The organism is Mesorhizobium sp. AR07 (assembly GCF_024746815.1).
Classification (GTDB): domain Bacteria; phylum Pseudomonadota; class Alphaproteobacteria; order Rhizobiales; family Rhizobiaceae; genus Mesorhizobium.
Window position 1 is genome coordinate 5,401,961 of record NZ_CP080525.1, and the last position, 19,830, is coordinate 5,421,790.

The window sequence follows — 19,830 nt, forward strand, 5'->3', positions numbered from 1 at the left end:
TAAAACCAAAGCTTGAAGCGCGTCGACTGAATCCGTTTCACCGCGACGCGCTTCGGACAGGCTCGGTGAACCGCTCAGAGCAATTCCAGGAAAAGTGTGAAACGGTTTTCCGTCCGGAATTGCGTTAAAACAAAGAGATAGAGCGGTTCGCCGTTTCCGTGAAACAGTGAACCGCTTGGCGGTCTCGGCTCAACAGTCCGTGCAAGTGACCGCCGCGCTTCTGCGCGGACGCAGATAGTAGGTTTCGCTCATATTTATGTTGTTGAAAGCCGTGGTCAATCCAAGCTTCTGTTGGCTTCCCGGCGACCAGCTGATGACCGGCGTGTAGCCGAGAGTGCTGTCGACGCGGATGAGGAAGGTGCCGGCGACCTTGAGTGTTGCTGGAACCGTGGTGGCGGTAGGGCCGGCGCTGGCGACGCCATTGACCAGCTTGCGCGACCACGCCACCTGCACCAGCGGCGTCGCGTCGCTCGTGACCTGTATTGCCGTGACGGTGATGCTCGGGGCCGAGCGGTTGTAGGGCTGAAGGGTGACTGCGCCGATCGCCATGATGGCGTCGATATCCGCCTTGGCGACGGATGTCTGCTGCGTGACGAGATCAGCCACCATGCTGCCGATACGACTGACCTTCTTGCTGGTCTCGATGGCTTGTGACGCTTCCATGGTCACGAAATACATGATCAGCAGAATAGGCATGATCAAGGCGAATTCGACCGCCGCGATACCACGGCGATCCGACCCGAATCGAATTGCCTTACGCCAAATTCCCGTAGTCCTGAGATGTGCCCCCGCACGCATCATGCCCATTGCCCTTTTTTCTTTTTTGCTGCTCGCGCATCCGCCTCGAACTCAATTGCCGAACGGCTCGTTCTGCCAGGTTATCGACGCGAAATGCAGAGTTTTGTTACCACCCATCGACTGAGCCAACAGATCGGTCATGATCGGCCATTTGTAGAAGACACGCAGCATGTTCTTCGATTCCGCCGGCCCCGGCGCAACAGTAAAGGACTGCGTGGCGTTGCCGTTCGTCAGGATGACTTGGCCCCCCTGAATCTTGAAGCCGGCCAAGGCCGCGTCGGCGAACGTGGTATATTGGCGAAGATCAACGTCCAGCTGAGTGGGACAATCCTGAGAGACGATGATCTCCAGCTTGTCGCAGATCATGTTCTTCAAATTGTCTCCGGCGACGTCGGCGGCCCTCAGCTGGCCGGTGCGCAGCTTGCGCGCGACGTCGTCGGTGATATTGGCCATCACTTCCTGGCCGGCAAATGCGATGCAGCTTTCCAGAATGGCAAAGACAAGCAGCGCGAATGGGATTGCAAGGATTGCGAATTCAATGGCCGTGCTGCCGCGCCGGTCGCGAAGGAAGCGGGAGAAAAACCTCGGGCGTCTCGCCTGGTGCTCGTCTGTGGGGCCGACTTCCTTGCTCATACCTGATCCTGCCGATCTCTATGCGGTCTCGGAAGGAGTATTAGCGCAAACCAATTGAGGTCCGGTTTGAATGATCGTTAAAGTCGGCGCAGGCGTCTTAACCAGCCGATAACCTGAACGGCATTCGACCGCGCTATCCTATCGGCTGACAACTCATCTCGGCTTCGGAGGATTTTTCCGCTTCGCTCTTGTAGGAGCTTTCGCAATAGGGCGTGCAGGACATGGTCTGTATTTCGGCACGCCGATAGATACGCACGGACGAAGCGGCCTGCCGCACCACTGTAACCTGCTCGTCGACGATCGGACTACCGTCCGTATCGAGCACGACGAGATTGGTGACGCCGAAGCCCTTGCCGGTCAGCACGACCGTCGAGGCGTCCTGTACGGAAGCGTCGGCGATTGCCGGGTTGCCGACCACGATCGTGTCGGCGGGGCGCGACAGTTTGACGATCTTGGCCTGGTTCATCGTGACCTCGATGCCGGCGCCGGCCATGGCGGGCGCGACGAAGGTCGCGGCGGCAAGAAGCGCGGCAATCAGGATTGACGATCTCGGCTGGGCCATTGAGGCGCTCCACGCAAGCAGACTGATCAACGGAACATGAAGGAGATTGGTGAACCAACGGTTAAGCGGTCACCCTGATGGAAGGCGCGAGGCCCGACATGATGCCCGTATGGTGCGGTCGGCTTGGGATCAGACCACCGCCAACCCGGTGTTTGGACCGGAGACATCGCGAACGGGTGTGCGGGGACATCGCGAACAGTTTTGCGCAATTTGCGCCAGGGGGTTCGGGATGCCCGTTCGGGAGACAACAGCGCGCTGTCTCCGGCCCAAACACCTGGGAAGGGGCCAGCCAGCACTTAGTCCGAAGTTAACCACGCAATATGCTCGAACTGGGAAAGGAATCAGTAAGGCTGTTTATTAAGCCGATCGAAAGAGCTTCTCCCTAGATTGGCAGTATCCGATCAACCATCACAGAAGTTGACGGAAGTGCTGTAACACGTGGAGTAGGAGCTCTCGAATGTCTAATCTCATCGCACGTTTTGTGAAGGACGAATCCGGCGCGACCGCTATCGAATATGGTCTGATCGCCGCTCTCATCGCGCTCGCTATCATCACTGGCGCTGGCGCGCTCGGCAATGCACTCAACACCAAGTTCCAGGCTATCGGAAACACCTTGAACAGCAGCGGCAGCTAATCTGCCGTATAGCTGAGCGCTCAGCGCTCGGATTGCGTTCTGGAGAAGGGCTGCCGTGTGGCGGCCCTTCTCTATTCCGCGGCCAATACCAGTCGTCTTTTCGTTCCGGGCCTCATCAATCGTTAATCGAACATACCTAGATTGAGCCCCGTGGAATTCGGACAATAGGCATAGCCCCGATGCTTGAAGCCCTGATCTTCGTCGTCTTTCCGTTCTGCATGCTGTTTGCCGCGATCTCCGACATGCTGTCGATGACGATCGCCAATCGCGTGCCGGTGCTGCTTGTCGTTGTTTTCGCGCTGGTCGCGCCGTGGACGGGTATGGGATGGGCGGCCTATGGCGGGCATTTTGCCGCCGGCGCCCTGGTCCTGGCCGTGACGTTCGGCCTGTTCGCAATGGGTGGCATGGGCGGGGGCGATGCCAAGCTTTTGGCCGCTACCGCGATGTGGATGGGTCTCAATGTGCATCTCGTCGAGTATCTTGTGGCCTCGACAATCATCGGCGGCCTGCTGACGATCGCCATCATACTTTACCGAAAATCGCTGATTGCGGCTGTTACCGGCCAAAATCCGTTTCTGCGCCATTTTGCCGACGAGGCGAACGGCGTTCCCTACGGCATCGCGCTTGGCCTTGGCGGGCTGCTGACCTATCCGGATTCGCCTTTGATGGTGTGGGCGCTGACAAGGCTGGCGACCTGAACGCGATCTGATTTCCGTTACCCTGACCGGCGTTGCCGCACCGGCCTAATCTAGCAGGCCGGAGTCGGCCATTTTGTCCGATCGGCGCATAGTCCGGCCAATTTATGTAAACCTTAAATTAATCACGATCGTAAGCATTGCATTAACCTTGTTTTGACGATTGCCGCTGCAAAGTCCGGCTTGGCTACGTGGTTTGCCAGGGCGAGGGTTCGGACAGATGCCAGCATCGCGATTGATAATTCTGAGCGTGGCGGTGGCCGCGGCGGGTGGCGCTGGCTATGTCGCGAAAAACATGGTGGCGCTGCCACCTCAGATCGTTGTCGATTCCGGCCCCAAAGGCCCGGCGGTGGCTCTGCAGGACGTGCTTGTGCTCTCGGGCGATGTTCCGATGGGCAACCCGCTCGAGAACAACATCGCCTGGCAATCCTGGCCCGCCGACGGCATCAACGCGAACTTCATCACCCGCACCGTCGAACCCGAAGCGCTGGAGAAGCTGAAGGGTTCCGTTGCCCGTGTGGCTATGTACGCCGGAGAGCCTCTGCGGCGTTCCAAGCTGATCGGCGAGGGGCAGAGCTTCATGTCGTCGATCCTGCCTTCCGGCATGCGGGCGGTCGCCACGGCCATCTCGGCCGACACCTCGGCCGGCGGCTTCATTCTTCCCAACGATTTCGTCGATGTCATCATGACCCGCAGGGGCGATGCCGCTGCCGGCGGCGCCGCCAGCTTCAACACCGAGACCATCCTCAAGAACATCCGCGTCCTGGCAATCGACCAGACCATTCAGGAGGACGAGCAAGGCAAGAAGACGAGGGTGGGCCAGACCGCCACGCTGGAACTGACACCGCGTCAGGCGGAGATCATCACGGTTGCCCAGCAGATGGCGGATCGCCTGACCTTGGCGCTGCGGGCGGTTGCGGACACCCAGGAAAAGAATCTGGGTGAGGCCGACTATCTCGTTTCCGGCAATGGCCGCAGGGGAACGGTAAGGCTGATCAAGTCGGGCGAAGTTTCCGAAGTAGGGGCAAGGAAATGAGGCTAAGTGGTAAACTGCCGGCAATCGTAGCCGCGGCATTCGGCCTGCTGCTCGTCGGAACGAATGTGCAAGGCGTTGTCGAGGCGAAGAACGCGCGGGTCACGGCATCGACCGCCACCCAGCACGTCAAGCTCGGCCTCAACAAATCGGTGGTCATCGACCTGCCGAGCGATGCCTACGACATTCTCGTCGCCAACCCGGCGGTTGCCGATGCGGTGACCCGCACCTCAAGGCGCATCTATCTGTTCGGCAAGGCGGTCGGCGAGACGAACATCTTTGTCTTCGGTCCCAATGGCGAGCAGATCGTCAGTCTGGACCTGGCCATCGAACGCGACGTTGCCGGCCTCGAGGACTATATCAAGCGCTTCATTCCGACGTCGGCCGTCAAGGTAGAACTGCTGAACGACAACGTCATCCTGACCGGAACGGTCGACACGCCGCTGGACGCAAAACGCGCGCAAGACCTGGCGACGATCTTCGTCTCGGGCGGTGAAGCGACGACGGGACAATATTCGCAGACCGCGGCCGGCGGTTCGTCCCAGAGTGGCGTCGCCATCAACAACCCGGACCAGGAGCGCCGCACCAGCAAGATCGTCAACCTGCTCCAGATCATCGGCGACGATCAGGTGACGCTGAAGGTGACGGTCGCCGAAGTCAGCCGCTCGGTGATGAAGCAGCTCGGCGTCAATATGGTTGGCAGTGGCGGCAGCAACGGCATCAGCTACGGCGCAATCAGCGACAATTTCACCGGCCTCGGCAAGCAGCTGTCGAATTCGGGCTTCAATATCGGTGCCTCGGGGTTGCAGGCCTATATCAACGCCATGGAGCAGTCCGGTGTCATGAAGACATTGGCCGAACCCACCTTGACCGCCGTATCCGGCGAGAAGGCGACCTTCAAGGTCGGTGGTGAATACAACATGGTGAGCGGCGTCACCGCGAACGTATCCACCGATAACCAGACTGGCCTGAAGAACTACACCCTCGACAAGATCGAGTACGGCATCGGCCTGGAATTCCAGCCGGTGGTGTTGTCTCCCGGCCGCATAAGCCTGAAAGTCAGAACCTCGGTTTCCGAGCCGACAACGGAAGGGTCTGTGGCGCTCTCCTCAGGCGTGACGAGTCCCGGCACGAATGTCCTGTCGCTGCGCAAGCGCCTTGCCGATACGACGGTGGAATTGCCCTCAGGTGGCTCCATGATGATCGCCGGTCTGGTTCGCGACGATGTCAGGCAGGCCGTCAACGGCTTACCCGGACTGACAAAGATTCCCGTGCTCGGCGCGCTTTTCCGCAGCAGGGATTTCGTGCGCAACGAGACCGAGCTCGTCATCATCATCACCCCCTATCTGGTGAAGCCGGTGGCGCGCAACGATCTTGCCAAGCCGGACGACAATTTCAACGCTGCCAGCGATGGCGCCGGCATGTTCCTTGGCCGTGTCAATCGCGTCTACGGCACCATGCAGACAGACAAGCCCAACGGCCGTTATCACGGCGTTGTCGGCTTCATCTACAAGTGAGCGGGGAAGCGGACATGTCTCAGTCAGCATTGAAGGCAAGGACCTTCGCTACAACGATGCGCGCCGGTCGTTTGCGGATCCGCCAGCGGGCCGTCCCAGCCTTGGCGGTTGCGGTAGTGGCTTTGTTGGCCGGTTGCGCCCAGCGCGACAGCATCACGGTTGGCGCCATTCCGGACGATTATCGTACCAACCATCCGATCGTGATCGCGGAGAAGAATCAGAAGCTCGACCTGCCGGTCGGTGCCGGTGACCGTGGCATGACCGGCTCCCAGCGCGATACGCTCCTTGGCTTTCTGGACGGCTATGACAAGAGTGCCGCCCCGACGCTGACGATCCAGGTCCCGAGCGGGTCGGCCAACGAGATCGCCGCGACGGCGGCCGCTCGCGATTTCGCCCGGCTCGCAATCGCCAGCGGCGTCAAGCGGAACCGGATCGTTGTCACCTCTTATCAGGCCGCTTCGAACGAGATATCGTCGCCGGTTCGCGTCGCCTATGTCTCGGTGAGGGCCCAGACCGACAAATGCGGGCGCTGGCCCGATGACCTGACCGATACGTCGGAAAACAAGCATTATGCCGACTTCGGCTGCTCCTATCAGAACAATCTTGCCGCTCAGATGGCAAATCCGGCCGACCTGCTTGGTCCGCGCAAGCCTTCCACCATCGATGCCGAAAATCGCGGAGCGGTGATCGATAAGTACCGCGCAAGAGGCATTTCAACTGAGTTCCTCGGCAGTTCGGCAGTGACGTACTGAGCCGCCAGTCTCGGATACAACAGGCCACGGGAAAGAGTATGACGATGAGCAACCTTGCCTACGACGCCCCGGTGGATGGCAGCGATACCTCGCAGCAGGACATCGCCGCGATGCAGGCATTGCGGCCGATCCCGCGCATCTCGATTCAGGCATTCTGCGAGACCGAGGGCGTTGCCAATCCGGTCGAGCGCGCCGGCGAGGACCGCCGTATGACGAAGGCGCATCTCAAGGTCCATATGGGCGGTGTCCCGACAGCCATCGAATTCTACCAGTCGGCGCCAACGCCCAACCTGATCCTGCTGGAATCGCGCAGCGAGCCGAAGCAACTGCTGGAGCAACTCGCCCAGCTCTCGGAATACTGCGACCCGACCTCGAAGGTGGTGGTGATCGGTCACTACAACGATGTCGGTCTCTACCGAGAGCTTATCCGCTCCGGCATTTCCGAATATGTGATCGCACCGGTGTCGATGGCAGACATCGTCAGCGTGGTGTCGTCGATTTTCATTGACCCGGAAGCCGAGCCGCTCGGCCGCTCGATCGCCTTTGTCGGCGCCAAGGGCGGCGTCGGCTCCTCGACGATTGCCCACAATGTGGCCTGGGCGATGTCCTCCCTGTTCAAATCCGAGGTGGTTGTCGCCGATCTCGATCTCGCTTTCGGCACGGCCAACATCAATTTCGACCAGGATCCGGCGCAAGGCATCGCCGAGGCGGTGTTTTCGCCGGAACGCATCGATGAAGTCTATCTCGACCGGCTGCTGACCCAGTGCGCCGAGCACCTGTCGCTGCTGGCAGCGCCTTCGACGCTCGAACGGGTCTATGACTTCGATCCGGAAGCCTTCACCCAGCTCATCGACACCGCCCAGCGCAGCGTGCCGCTGCTGGTGCTCGATGTCCCCCATGCCTGGACGGGCTGGACCAAGAACACCCTGGTCAAGGCCGACGAGGTCGTCATCACGGCGACGCCGGAGCTGGCCAATCTGCGCAACACCAAGAACCTGGTCGACATGTTGAAGCGGCTTCGTCCCAACGACCCGCCGCCGAAGCTGATCATCAACCAGACCGGCGTTCCCAAGCGCCCGGAGATTTCACCGTCCGATTTCGCCGAGCCGCTCGGCCTGTCGCCGATGTCGGTCATTGGCTTTGATCCATTGCTGTTCGGCAATGCCGCCAACAATGGGCGCATGCTTGGCGAAATGGATGCCAAGAACTCGGTTGTCGCAATGATCAACGAAATCGCGCATGTGCTGACCGGGCGTAGTGAAATCAAGGCTAAGAAGAAGGCGGGGCTCGGCAATCTGCTCGGCAAACTCTCGCGCAACAAGAAGTGACGTTTCAGCGGCGGAATCGGTAGCGGATCATGTTTGGTAAAAGAGGCAGCGACGACGGAAACCGGTTCACGCCGGAATTTCGCCAGCCAGCACCGGCCCCCGTTGCGCCGGCGGCCGCAAGTTCCGCGGACACGGCGCTTCTGGCCCGGCCCGCGGCTGCGCCAAGCGCCGCTGTCGCGCCGCCGGCGCGCCGCGCGATCGAGGCACCGCCATCGGCGCCGGAACTGAAGCGGGTCCAGCGCGAAAAGAGCGAAACCTACTACGACACCAAGAGCCAGGTTTTCTCCGCGCTCATCGACACGATCGACCTGTCACAGCTCTCCAAGCTTGATCCCGAAAGCGCACGCGAGGAAATCCGCGACATCGTCAACGACATCATCGCGATCAAGAATTTCGCGATGACGATCGCCGAGCAGGAAGAACTGCTCGAGGATATCTGCAACGATGTGCTCGGTTATGGGCCGCTCGAGCCGTTGCTCGCACGCGACGACATCGCCGATATCATGGTCAACGGCTCCAAGAACGTCTACATCGAAGTCAATGGCAAGGTCGAACAGACCGGCATCCGCTTTCGCGACAACCAGCAGCTCCTCAACATCTGCCAGCGCATCGTCAGCCAGGTCGGCCGCCGTGTCGACGAATCCAGCCCGATCTGCGACGCGCGTCTTCCCGACGGGTCCCGCGTCAACGTCATCGCGCCGCCGCTCTCCATCGACGGTGCCACGCTCACCATCCGCAAGTTCAAGAAGGACAAGCTGACGCTCGATCAGCTGGTCAAGTTCGGTGCCATTTCACCGCAGGGAGCCGAAGTTCTCAAGATCATCAGCCGTGTTCGCTGCAACATCGTCATCTCGGGCGGTACCGGCTCGGGCAAGACGACGCTGCTTAACTGCCTGACCAACTATATCGACCGCGAGGAGCGCGTCATCACCTGCGAGGACTCGGCCGAGCTGCAATTGCAGCAGCCGCACGTCGTGCGCCTCGAAACCCGCCCGCCCAACCTGGAGGGCGAGGGTGAGGTGACGATGCGCGACCTGGTCAAGAACTGCCTGCGCATGCGGCCCGAGCGCATCATCGTGGGTGAAGTGCGCGGACCCGAAGTGTTCGACCTTCTGCAGGCGATGAACACCGGCCATGACGGCTCGATGGGAACGATCCACTCGAACAGCCCGCGCGAATGCCTGAACCGTATCGAATCCATGATCGCCATGGGCGGGTATTCGCTGCCGCAGAAGACCGTGCGCGAAATCGTTGTCGGCTCCATCGACGTGATCATCCAGGCGGCGCGCCTGCGCGACGGATCGCGTCGCATCACCCACATCACCGAGGTGATCGGAATGGAAGGCGACGTCATCATCACGCAGGACATCGTCCTCTACAACATCAAGGGTGAGGACGCCAATGGAAGGCTGCTGGGAGAGCATGTATCGACCGGCATCGGTCGCCCGCATTTCTGGGATCGGGCGCGCTATTATGGCGAGGAGCAGCGCCTCGCCGTGGCGCTCGAGGCGATGGAGAAACGCGCTGACTGAGGCGTCTGGAAGCGTGAGGGTTCTGGCCAATGTTTGGAATTGACGGCACAGTACTGGCGTTTGTCGTGCTCGCCGGCTTCAGCGCCGGCGCGGTCGCCTATGCATTCCTGTTCAACCAGATCAGCAACGAGAAACAGGTCGGCAAGCGGCTCGAGACGATCAAGACCGCCGAGACGGATCGCTCCGTCGTCAATGCCTCGCGCGACCGCGTGGCGGAAGCCGCCAAGCGGCGCAAATCGGTTCAGGATTCGCTGAACGAACTCGACGCGAAGCAGAAGACCAAGGACAGCGCCGTCAAGAAACCGCCGCTGAAAGCCCAACTCCGTCAGGCCGGCCTGAAGACCACCGTCGAGCGCTTCTATATATATTCCGCCATATGCGGCTTCGCTTTGACGATGGCCGCCTATGTGGTCGGAGCGCCGCTGATCGTCCTGCCGGGCGTGCTGCTGGCCGGGGGGCTGGGCCTGCCGCGTTGGTTCGTGTCGTTTTGTCGCGCCCGCCGGGTCAAGAAATTCCTCAACGAATTTCCGAATGCGCTCGATATCATCGTGCGCGCCGTCAAATCCGGCCTGCCGCTGAACGATGCGGTGCGCCTGATCGCCAATGAATCTCTCGAACCCGTGAAGAGCGAGTTTCGTCGCATCGTCGATTCACAGCAGATGGGCTTGTCGATCCCCGACGCGACCTTGCGCATGCCCGAAACCATGCCTTGCACGGAGGCAAGTTTCTTTGGCATCGTCATCCAGATCCAGTCGCAGGCCGGCGGCAATCTTTCCGAGGCGTTGGGCAATCTTTCGCGCGTGCTCCGCGATCGCAAGAAAATGAAGGCCAAGGTCCAGGCGCTGTCGATGGAAGCGAAGGCGTCCGCCGTGATCATCGGCGCTCTGCCCTTCATTGTCGCCTTTCTCGTCTACCTGTCGAGCCCGAACTATATGATGCCGCTGTTCGTCACCAGCGTTGGACACCTGATCCTTGGGTGCTCGGCAGTCTGGATGTCGATCGGCATCTTTGTGATGCGCAAGATGATGAACTTTGAAGTCTAGGATCGTGGCATGACCGACCAAGTCATCAAATCACTGACGGACCCCAGCCTCCTGATCGCGCTGCTGGTCGGCCTCGCCGTGTTTGCGACCGTGTTCACCCTGCTGCCGGCGTTCGGCGGAAACCAGCTCAAATCGCGCATGAAATCGGTCGCGCTGGAACGCGATGAGCTGCGCGCCAAGCAGCGCGCCCGGCTTGCCGTCGAGGCGGATCGCCGTCGCAAGGGCCTGCGCGAGGAACAGTCGATTGGCATGCGCAACGTTGTCGACCGGCTCGATCTGAGGCGCGCGCTCGCCGATGAGGGCACGTTGCAGAAACTCAAGGTGGCCGGGTTTCGTGGGCAGAATCCGCTGACGCGGTTTCTTTTCTTCCGTCTCGTGCTGCCTTTTGTCGGCTTTGCGTTGGCCTTGGTCTACATATTCGTGCTCGGAGGAATGGCCGAGAAGCCATTGGTCATCAGGCTGTTCGTCTGCATCCTGGTTGCCTATGGCGGATTCTACGCACCAGTCGTCTACGTCAACAACCGCGCCACCAAGCGCAAGCAGTCGATCCAGTTGGCATGGCCAGATGCACTCGACCTGATGCTGATCTGCGTCGAGTCGGGCATGTCGGTGGAAGCAGCCCTGCGCAAGGTCGCCGACGAGATCGGCGCGCAATCGGTGGCGCTGGCGGAAGAATTCATCCTCACCAACGCCGAGCTTTCCTATCTGCAGGAGCGCAAGCAGGCCTACGAGAACCTGGCAAGCCGCACCGGCCTGGAATCGGTCAGGTCGGTGTCGCAGGCACTTGTCCAGGCCGAGCGTTACGGCACGCCCGTGGCGCACGCACTGCGCGTGCTGGCCGCCGAAAGCCGCGACCAGCGCATGAATGCGGCCGAGAAGAAGGCCGCGGCCTTGCCACCGAAGCTCACCGTGCCGATGATCCTGTTCTTCCTGCCGGTGCTTTTTGCCATCATTCTAGGCCCCGCCGGCATTCAGGTCAGCCAGCGCGGCATCTTCGGCGATCGTTCGGCACCAGCATCGACTGCGCAATAGAGGCGAGGCACGTCCCCGCACGAACATGTGAAGAAGCCGCGCTGCAACACAGCGCGGCTTCTTCATTCCGGGGCTTTTTGGGATTGTCGCCTCAGTTGGTCGCCGGCTTTGACTTGTCCTGGTCCTTGAGCTGGCTCCAAGCATTCTGCTGAGCCAGCATTTGGCGCAGATAGGCGACGTTTGCCTGCGCCTGATCGGGCGAGAGTTCCTGCGAGGCGATCTTCTCGGCTTCGTCGAAACGGCCCTGCAGGCCGACGACCAGCGCCAGGTTCTGGCGCACCCGGCTGTCCGCGTTCGGCTGTTGCGCTGCGGAGCGCATATAGGTTTCGGCGGTGCGCAGGTCACCTGCCAATACATAGGACATGCCGAGATTGGAGAGCACCGACGGCTCGTTCGGCTTGAGTTCGAGCGCCTTGCGGTAAAGCTGGCGCGCGTCGTCCTTATGGCCGAGCTGGTCGAGAATGGCCGCTTCGGCCGATACCAGCCTCCAGTCGGGATATTCCGGTGTCTGCGCGCGGCGCACGGCGTCCAGCGCGGCCTCGAACTGGCCATTGGCGGCCAGCGCCTTGCCGTAGGAGGCGAGCACGTCACGATCCTTCGGCATTGCGATCGCCAGCTTGCGCATCACGGCGAGCGACTGGTCGGCGTCACCGTCCATCTGCAGCGCCGCCGCATAATTTGTCGCTATGCGCTTGTCGTTGGGGTTCCTGGCGTAGGATTGACCAAGTGCCGTCGTCGCATTGTGCAGTTCCCCCGCCGACATGGTTTCCAGCGGCTTGCCGCCGGTGCGCCCGATCGAGCCGGTGGTGAATTTGTCGGTTCCGCAACCGGCGACACCCGCCGCGAGCGCCAGCATGAGGGCGGTGGTGATGAGCCGTTTTCCCCTGGCATTGATCGTGCGGTTGGTCGGCATCGGCACCGGGCCTCCATTCATGCGCGGCCATTGCGTGACCGTCTTCCCTCTCGCAGAAATATTCTGTTAACCCTAACGGACGGTTAAGAACGGCGACTCAAGGGCCGCCGCACGGAGAACATCGAATGCCTGTCGAACTCGTCGAAAAGAAATTGCAGAGCGCACTGCCGGTCCATCTGGTTGCCAGGGACGGCCTGGAGACGGCCGGTCTTGCGCCAGCCGCCATCGCCTGGGCCACGGCCAACGGCTTTTCAGGTGAGGCAGGCAGAACCCTGATCGTGCCCGGTGAAAACGGAGCGCTTGGCGGCGCCTTGTTCGGTGTCAGTGACGGCGAGGGCGCGCTCGCTCTTGGCGCATTGTCGAGAGCCTTGCCGGAAGGCGACTGGCGTTTCGCCGCCGCGCCGGCCGAGCCGGAACTCGCGATATCAGCGCTGGTGTTCGGCGGCTATGTCTTTACCCGTTACGGCAAGAAACCCGGCAAGGCGCTGCGCTTCGAGCTGCCGGCCGGCGTCGATGCCGGGCGCGTTCGCCGCATCGCCGATGGCGTCTTCCTGACCCGCGATCTGGTCAACACACCGACCAGCGACATGGGTCCCGATGAGCTGGAGAAGGCGGTGCGGACCCTGGCCGGAACGCACAATGCCGAAATCTCGGTGGTGAAGGGCGACGATCTCCTCAGCGGCAATTTCCCGATGATCCATGCCGTTGGCCGTGCCTCGACCGGCGCACCGCGCCTGATCGACATGACATGGGGGCAGCAAGGCGCGCCGAAGGTGACGCTGGTCGGCAAGGGCGTCTGTTTCGACACTGGCGGTCTCGACATCAAGCCGTCGTCCGGCATGCTGCTGATGAAGAAGGACATGGGGGGTGCCGCCAATGTGCTTGGCCTGGCTTCGATGATCATGGCCGCCGGTCTGAACGTGCGCCTGCGCGTGCTTATCCCCGCGGTCGAAAATTCGATTGCCGGCAACGCCTTCCGGCCCGGCGACGTGCTGGCGAGCCGCAAGGGCATCACAGTCGAGATCGGCAATACGGATGCCGAGGGACGGCTGGTGCTGGCCGACGCCCTGGCGCTGGCCGACGAGGAGGAGCCGCGGCTTCTGGTCGACATGGCGACGCTGACCGGGGCAGCCCTTGTCGCGCTCGGCCCCGACCTGCCGCCATTCTATACCGAAGACGAAGCGCTGGCGTCCGACCTGGCGTCGGCTTCCGTCGCGGCCGAGGATCCGCTGTGGCGCATGCCGCTGTGGCGGCCTTACGATGCAAAACTGTCGTCCAAGATCGCCGACATCAACAACGTTACATCGGACGGTTTCGCCGGCTCGATCACGGCGGCACTGTTTCTCAAGCGCTTTGTCGAAAAGACCGCGGGCTGGGCGCATTTCGACATCTTCGCCTGGAACCCCACCGACCGTCCGCATGGCCCCGCCGGCGGCGAGGCGCAAGGCATTCGCGCGCTGGAGCGGATCATCTCGAAACGCTACGGCTGACCATGATCCCGAAAAGTGGGAACCGGTTTTCTCGGACAAACGGAAACCGTTTGTCCAGAGATCATGGTCCAATAAGAAGGTAGCGACTGAAACGGAACCGAAACAATTTGCCGTCATGCTGCTCGGATGTCGATTGCGATGCGCCCGAGCCAGGCCTTGCGACTGTGGCAGCAAGTGATGCTGTCGCAGGTGCGCGACGACGCGCCCGACCTGACCATACGCCAGACGGCGATCCTGTTCACCATCTATCTCGATCCGCCGCCGCACACGGTGCGCGGGCTTGCTGCCCGCCTCAATGTCACCAAGCCGGTGATCACCCGTGCGCTCGACACGATGGGCGCGTTGAAACTGGTGTCACGCCATCGCGACGAGCTCGACAAGCGCAATGTGCTGATCAGGCGCACGGTCGAAGGCGCGCTCTTTGTCGAGCGCTTCGGCGATGGTATCATCGCCAAGGCCCATGAACTGCCGATCTAAAGCATGATCCCGAAAAGTGGGAACCGGTTTTCTCGGACAAACGGTTTCCGTTTGTCCAGAGATCATGCTCAAACAAAGTAAAGCAGAGTTACCGATTTGACCGCTAGGGATGCCCGCCTTCACGCCTTCCGTTCCGACCTTGCCGATGCCAGGCTGAAGGGGTCGGTTGTCGCCGACCGATTTGTCGCCGGACGGCCGGCGCGGATCACCGCTTCGGTGGCAGACATACGCAAGACGCCGCGGCCGGATGCCGGCGTCAACACGCAAGCCCTGTTCGGCGATGATGTCCTCGTCTTCGAGGTCGCCGAGGGCTGGGCCTGGATCCAGGCCGAACGCGACGGCTATGTCGGCTATGTCGCCGATACCATGCTGGGCGGGCGGGACCATGCGGCGACCCATATCGTGTCGGTGCCGCGCACCTTCCTCTATCCCGGGCCCGATCTGCGGTTTCCGATCGCGGGACAATTTTCGATGGGATCGACGGTGACGGTGACCGGTGCCGCCGAAACGCGCGCCACGCATTATGCCGTCCTGCCCTCCGGCGAGGCGATCATCGCGGGTCATCTGCGGCCAATCGATGATGTGGCCGCCGACTATGTTTCGACGGCCGAGATGTTTCTCGGCACCCCCTATCTCTGGGGTGGTGCTTCGGGCTTCGGCATCGACTGTTCGGGCCTCGTGCAACTGGCGTTGCGCATGGCCGGCAGCGACGTGCTGCGCGATACCGACATGCAGGCCGCTTCCATCGGCGGGCCGCTCGATCCAGGCCCGGACTATGTCGGGTTGCGTCGCGGCGACCTGGTGTTCTGGAAAGGCCATGTCGCCGTCATGACCGACGCCGATACGATGATCCATGCCAATGGCCACACCATGCTGGTGTCGCGCGAAGGGCTGAGGGAGGCGATCGCCCGCATCGGCTATCTCTATGGCGGCCCGACAGGGTTCCGGCGGCCGTAAGCTTCTTCCTTCTCCCCGTTCACGGGGAGAAGGTGCCCGAAGGGCGGATGAGGGGCAGCGCGACTCCTCGATCGTTGGCGCTGCCCCTCACCTGCCTGCCGGCATCCTCTCCCCGTAAACGGGGCGAGGGGGCGCTCTCCTCGAAGATTTCGCCAATCTCGGATGGCGCAGAATGGCGCTTCGATCCCCTTTTGTTCCGATTCTTCTTGGCGATTGCCCGTGGCCGCGCTACCTCTGGCGCGTGACAGAGCAGCCGCGCCTTGCCGAACAGAATGCCACCGTGGCCCTGCCCGAACCATTCATCAGATGGTTCGGCGAAAAGGGCTGGTCGCCGCGCGCCCATCAGATCGAATTGCTGGCGAAGGCCCAAGCGGGCCAGTCGGTGCTGCTGATTGCGCCAACCGGCGCCGGCAAGACGCTGGCCGGCTTCCTGCCATCGCTGACCGAACTGGCCAACCGGCCAAGACGAAAGCCAGGCCAGGCGCATCGCGGTATCCATACCCTCTACATCTCGCCGCTGAAGGCGCTGGCCGTCGACATCGAGCGCAATCTCGGCAAGCCGGTGGAAGAGATCGGGCTGCCCGTCACCATCGAGACGCGCACCGGCGACACGCCGGCGCACAAGCGCCAGCGCCAGAAGCTGGTGCCGCCCGACATTCTGCTGACCACGCCCGAGCAATTGGCGCTGCTGATCGCGGCGCCGGATGGCAGGCGGTTCTTCGAGGACCTGCGCTTTGTCGTGCTCGACGAACTGCATTCGCTGGTGACGTCGAAGCGCGGGCATCTGCTGGCGCTCGGCCTGGCGCGGCTGCGCGTCTACGTGCCAGGCCTACAGACGATCGGTTTGTCGGCAACGGTCGCCGAGCCCGATGAATTGCGGCGCTGGCTGGTCGGCCAGAATCCGCCAGGCGCCATGGCCGGCCTGATCACCGTGGCGGGCGGGGCGAAGCCCGACATCTCCATTCTTGACTCACGAGAACGTGTGCCGTGGTCCGGCCATTCGGCCCGCTACGCCATTCCCGAAATCTACGAAGCGATCAAGCAGCACCGCACGACGCTGCTGTTCGTCAACACCCGCAGCCAGGCGGAATTGCTGTTCCAGGAACTGTGGCGGGCAAACGAGGACTCGCTGCCGATTGCCTTGCATCACGGCTCGCTCGATGTCGGCCAGCGTCGGCGGGTCGAGAAGGCGATGGGCGAGAACGCGCTGCGCGCCATCGTCGCGACGTCGACGCTCGATCTCGGCATCGATTGGGGCGATGTCGATCTGGTCGTGCATGTCGGCGCACCGAAGGGCGCCAGCCGGTTGGCGCAGCGCATCGGCCGTTCCAACCACCGCATGGACGAGCCGTCCAAGGCGATCCTCATTCCGGCCAATCGCTTCGAGGTGCTGGAATGCCGGGCAGCACTCGACGCCAATTATCTCGGCGCACAGGACACGCCGCCGCTGATCAATGGCGCGCTCGACGTGCTGTCGCAGCATGTGCTCGGTGTCGCCTGTGGCGCGCCCTTCGATGCTGACCATTTATTCGAAGAAGTGCGCAGCGCCGCGCCCTATGCCGGGCTGGCGCGCGAGACCTTCGACCGTGTCGTCGATTTCGTCGCCACCGGCGGCTACGCGCTGAAGAATTACGAGCGCTACGCCCGTATCCGCAAGACGGTCGGCGGGCTGTGGCGCGTCTCGCATCCGCGCATCGCCCAGCAATACAGGCTGAATGTCGGCACCATCGTCGAAATGCCGGAGCTCAATGTTCGCTACGTCAAGCAAGGTCGTGGCATGACTGGGCGCGGCGGGCCGGTACTGGGCAAGATCGAGGAATATTTCGCCGAGACGCTGCGGCCCGGCGACAATTTTCTGTTTGCCGGCAAGGTGCTGCGCTTCGAGGGCATCCGCGAGAACGAATGCGTCGTCTCCAACGGCGCCGGCGCCAACATCATTGTGCCGTCCTATGCCGGCGGCAAGTTTCCGCTGTCGACCTATCTCGCCGATCAGGTGCGCGGCATGCTCGCCGATAGCGACCGCTGGCAGGCGCTTCCCGAACAGGTCGCCGACTGGCTGCGGCTGCAGAAGGAAAAGTCGGTGCTGCCGAAACGCAGCGACCTTCTGGTCGAAACCTTTCCACGCGGCAACCGGCATTACATGGTCGCCTATCCCTTCGAGGGCAGGCTGGCGCACCAGACGCTCGGCATGCTTTTGACGCGGCGACTGGAGCGCGCCAACGCGCGGCCACTCGGCTTCGTCGCTACAGACTATTCGCTGGCCGTCTGGGCGCTGGACGACATGGCGGCACTGTTCAAGGCCAAGAAGCCGTCATTGGCCGCTCTGTTCGACGAAGACATGCTGGGCGACGATCTCGAGGCCTGGCTGAACGACAGCTGGATGCTGAAGCGCACCTTCCGCACCTGCGCGGTCATCGCCGGACTGATCGAGAAGCGCTTTCCCGGCCAGGAGAAGAGCGGACGGCAGGTGACGGTCTCGGCCGACCTGATCTACGACGTGCTGCGCAGCCACGAACCGGACCATATCCTGCTGCAGGCGACGCGCACCGATGCGTCGGCCGGGCTGCTCGATGTCAGCAGACTTGCCGAGATGCTCTCGCGTGTGCGCGGTCGAATCATGCATAAGCATCTGGATCAGATTTCGCCGCTGGCCGTCCCGATCATGCTGGAGATCGGCAAGGAATCGGTGAATGGCGGCGCCAACGAGTCCTTGCTGATGGAAGCCGCCGATCTGGTCGAGGAGGCCATGGGCCAACGATGAGACTGATTTCGAGATGAATTTTTCGCTGGCGCGGACACCGCTGATCGCCGAGGCCGACCTTGTCGGCATCGCCGGCGAGCGCGCCGTCTGCGACCCGCGCGGCGTGCTCTATTTTCCCGATCTGCGGCTTCTGGCCGTTTCCGACCTGCATCTCGAAAAGGGTTCGTCGCTGGCGCGGCGCGGCGCGCTGATCCCGCCTTACGACACCGGCGCCACCTTGCTGCGATTGCAGGCGGTCATCGCTGATTATCAGCCATCCATCGTCATCAGCCTGGGCGACTCCTTTCATGATGGCGGCGGCGCCGAGCGCATGCATGCGAGCTTCCGCGAACGGCTGGAAACGCTGATATCAGGCCGGGACTGGTTCTGGGTTGCCGGCAATCATGATCCGGAAGCCCCCGCCGACCTGCCCGGCGAGACGGTGCGTGAACTCGCCATAGGGTCACTGCTGTTCCGGCACGAGCCGTCGAAGGAGCGCGTCGAAGGCGAAATAGCAGGCCATCTGCACCCGTGCGCGCGCATCGTGCAGCGCGGCCGTTCGGTGCGGCGGCGCTGCTTTGCCGGCGATGGCGGCCGCATGATCATGCCGGCCTTCGGCGCCTATACCGGTTCGCTCAACGTGCTCGACCGCGCTTATGCCGGGCTGTTCCGCCCGGACACGCTGATGGCTTATATGCTCGGCGCTGAGCGCATTTTTGCGATTTCCCGCTCGATGCTGCGGCCCGGCTGAAATCAGCGTCCGTAATAGAGCATGACCGTGTGCTTCGCCTCGGCGAAGAACAGCCAGCGTTCGACCAGCATGCCGGCGAACTGCGCGATGGCGGCAAGAACCGACAGCATCGCCGCGAAGGGCCACCACGGCAAGGCGAAGGTGGCTGCGAGCAGCAGGACTGGCAGGGCGAAGGCCAGACCCTGCGTGATCTGGCGCAGTCGCGCGCCGTGCTTGCGCGCGATGCGGAAACCCATTTCCTTGAGCAGATAGTTTTCCTCGGTATGCGGCCATTCCAGCGACCGCACCGTGCCGCCGGCCAGCCCGGTTGCGGTGTTGGCGGTTGTCGCGATTTCCAGCGCATCATTGTGTCGCCAGGTCGCCAACTTCCAGCCCCAGCCAAGCAAGGTCAGCAACACGCACGCTCTCAGAAGGAAGTTGCTGCCCATGGTAAATCCCTGCAGCAGCGCGTTCAGCAGCACGCTGCCGGTCATCGCCGAGAAGATGAGATAGCCGGGCAGGGTGAAGCGGCTGTGCCACTGGGCGATCGGCTTGAGCGATGCATAGATCATGCCGGTGGTGCAGACGGTGACGACCGCGCCGATGGCCGCCAGCAATCCGGCCGCAGCCACCCAGCCGCCAGTGCGGCCGAGCAGCACCCAGCCGATGCCGAACAGCCCCGCCGGGATAAACGTGATGACCGAGGCAACGCCTTCGCGCGACAGCCAGGAACTGCGCCATTGCGAGAAGGCCCGCCAGGCGCGTTCGGGCCTGCCGAGATGGCCGGTCGACGACAAAAGGCCGGCCGCGATCAGGCCGAGTGCCAGCCCCATGCCGATGAAGCCCAGCCAGAAGTCGGGCGGGATGATCTGGAAACCTCCGAGCACGCCCAGCAGCGCCAGCAGCCCATAGCCGGCGCCGGTGGCGGTGGTGAAAAAGACGACGGAGGCGGCTGGATGCATGG

The 19,830-nt window shown here is 62.3% G+C and carries 19 protein-coding genes; 14 read left to right on the forward strand and 5 right to left on the reverse strand.

The annotated features are described in order from the left end of the window. Positions 1-189: 189 nt before the first annotated feature. The 3 genes from BPNPMPFG_RS27040 to BPNPMPFG_RS27050 form a co-directional block, all read right to left on the reverse strand. Complete coding sequence (locus BPNPMPFG_RS27040; protein ID WP_258596945.1) at positions 190-801, reverse strand: TadE/TadG family type IV pilus assembly protein; 612 nt, start codon at positions 799-801, stop codon at positions 190-192. Between the two features lie 48 nt (positions 802-849). Then, entirely contained in the window at positions 850-1,431 is a 582-nt protein-coding gene (locus BPNPMPFG_RS27045) for a TadE/TadG family type IV pilus assembly protein (protein ID WP_258591645.1), read from the reverse strand. Positions 1,432-1,564: 133 nt separating this feature from the next. Continuing rightward, positions 1,565-1,993 (reverse strand): pilus assembly protein N-terminal domain-containing protein, encoded by a 429-nt coding sequence (locus BPNPMPFG_RS27050; RefSeq protein WP_258591646.1) that lies wholly within the window; start codon positions 1,991-1,993, stop codon positions 1,565-1,567. Between the two features lie 457 nt (positions 1,994-2,450). Here BPNPMPFG_RS27050 and BPNPMPFG_RS27055 point away from each other — a divergent pair, with 457 nt between their 5' ends. The 9 genes from BPNPMPFG_RS27055 (at position 2,451) to BPNPMPFG_RS27095 (ending at position 11,559) form a co-directional block, all read left to right on the forward strand. Continuing rightward, the gene (locus tag BPNPMPFG_RS27055; protein ID WP_258591647.1) at positions 2,451-2,627 is read left to right on the forward strand and encodes a Flp family type IVb pilin; all 177 of its coding nucleotides are present in this window, start codon (positions 2,451-2,453) and stop codon (positions 2,625-2,627) included. 179 nt (positions 2,628-2,806) lie between these two features. Continuing rightward, on the forward strand, positions 2,807-3,325 hold the full coding sequence (locus BPNPMPFG_RS27060) for an A24 family peptidase (RefSeq protein ID WP_258591648.1): 519 nt from the start codon (positions 2,807-2,809) through the stop codon (positions 3,323-3,325). A 217-nt stretch (positions 3,326-3,542) separates the two neighbouring features. Continuing rightward, positions 3,543-4,358 (forward strand): Flp pilus assembly protein CpaB, encoded by an 816-nt coding sequence (gene cpaB, locus BPNPMPFG_RS27065; protein WP_258591649.1) that lies wholly within the window; start codon positions 3,543-3,545, stop codon positions 4,356-4,358. Next, the gene (locus tag BPNPMPFG_RS27070; protein WP_258591650.1) at positions 4,355-5,872 is read left to right on the forward strand and encodes a type II and III secretion system protein family protein; all 1,518 of its coding nucleotides are present in this window, start codon (positions 4,355-4,357) and stop codon (positions 5,870-5,872) included. The genes cpaB and BPNPMPFG_RS27070 overlap by 4 nt, the downstream gene beginning before the upstream one ends. A 14-nt stretch (positions 5,873-5,886) precedes the next feature. Further along, complete coding sequence (locus BPNPMPFG_RS27075) at positions 5,887-6,624, forward strand: CpaD family pilus assembly protein (protein ID WP_258591651.1); 738 nt, start codon at positions 5,887-5,889, stop codon at positions 6,622-6,624. Positions 6,625-6,668: 44 nt separating this feature from the next. After that, complete coding sequence (locus tag BPNPMPFG_RS27080; RefSeq protein ID WP_258591652.1) at positions 6,669-7,952, forward strand: CpaE/TadZ family protein; 1,284 nt, start codon at positions 6,669-6,671, stop codon at positions 7,950-7,952. A gap of 29 nt (positions 7,953-7,981) precedes the next feature. Beyond that, on the forward strand, positions 7,982-9,484 hold the full coding sequence (locus tag BPNPMPFG_RS27085) for a TadA family conjugal transfer-associated ATPase (protein ID WP_258591653.1): 1,503 nt from the start codon (positions 7,982-7,984) through the stop codon (positions 9,482-9,484). Positions 9,485-9,513: 29 nt separating this feature from the next. Continuing rightward, a complete protein-coding gene (locus BPNPMPFG_RS27090; protein WP_258591654.1) occupies positions 9,514-10,527 on the forward strand; it encodes a type II secretion system F family protein in 1,014 nt (337 codons plus the stop codon). Between the two features lie 9 nt (positions 10,528-10,536). Then, complete coding sequence (locus tag BPNPMPFG_RS27095; RefSeq protein WP_258591655.1) at positions 10,537-11,559, forward strand: type II secretion system F family protein; 1,023 nt, start codon at positions 10,537-10,539, stop codon at positions 11,557-11,559. Positions 11,560-11,650: 91 nt separating this feature from the next. Here the strand turns inward: BPNPMPFG_RS27095 and BPNPMPFG_RS27100 are convergent, their stop codons facing one another. Next, on the reverse strand, positions 11,651-12,472 hold the full coding sequence (locus BPNPMPFG_RS27100) for a tetratricopeptide repeat protein (protein WP_258591656.1): 822 nt from the start codon (positions 12,470-12,472) through the stop codon (positions 11,651-11,653). 125 nt (positions 12,473-12,597) lie between these two features. Here BPNPMPFG_RS27100 and BPNPMPFG_RS27105 point away from each other — a divergent pair, with 125 nt between their 5' ends. From BPNPMPFG_RS27105 to pdeM, 5 genes are all read left to right on the forward strand, one after another. Continuing rightward, positions 12,598-13,962 (forward strand): leucyl aminopeptidase family protein, encoded by a 1,365-nt coding sequence (locus tag BPNPMPFG_RS27105; RefSeq protein ID WP_258591657.1) that lies wholly within the window; start codon positions 12,598-12,600, stop codon positions 13,960-13,962. 126 nt (positions 13,963-14,088) lie between these two features. Continuing rightward, complete coding sequence (locus BPNPMPFG_RS27110) at positions 14,089-14,439, forward strand: MarR family winged helix-turn-helix transcriptional regulator (RefSeq protein WP_258591658.1); 351 nt, start codon at positions 14,089-14,091, stop codon at positions 14,437-14,439. A 96-nt stretch (positions 14,440-14,535) separates the two neighbouring features. Then, positions 14,536-15,396 (forward strand): C40 family peptidase, encoded by an 861-nt coding sequence (locus BPNPMPFG_RS27115; RefSeq protein ID WP_258591659.1) that lies wholly within the window; start codon positions 14,536-14,538, stop codon positions 15,394-15,396. Between the two features lie 241 nt (positions 15,397-15,637). Beyond that, complete coding sequence (locus BPNPMPFG_RS27120) at positions 15,638-18,157, forward strand: ligase-associated DNA damage response DEXH box helicase (protein WP_258596946.1); 2,520 nt, start codon at positions 15,638-15,640, stop codon at positions 18,155-18,157. 13 nt (positions 18,158-18,170) lie between these two features. Beyond that, positions 18,171-18,887 carry a ligase-associated DNA damage response endonuclease PdeM gene (pdeM, locus tag BPNPMPFG_RS27125; protein ID WP_258591660.1) on the forward strand — a complete coding sequence of 239 codons (717 nt, stop codon included), beginning with the start codon at positions 18,171-18,173 and terminating at the stop codon, positions 18,885-18,887. 2 nt (positions 18,888-18,889) lie between these two features. Here the strand turns inward: pdeM and BPNPMPFG_RS27130 are convergent, their stop codons facing one another. Further along, the gene (locus tag BPNPMPFG_RS27130; protein ID WP_258591661.1) at positions 18,890-19,828 is read right to left on the reverse strand and encodes a dimethyl sulfoxide reductase anchor subunit family protein; all 939 of its coding nucleotides are present in this window, start codon (positions 19,826-19,828) and stop codon (positions 18,890-18,892) included. Between the last annotated feature and the right edge of the window lie 2 nt (positions 19,829-19,830).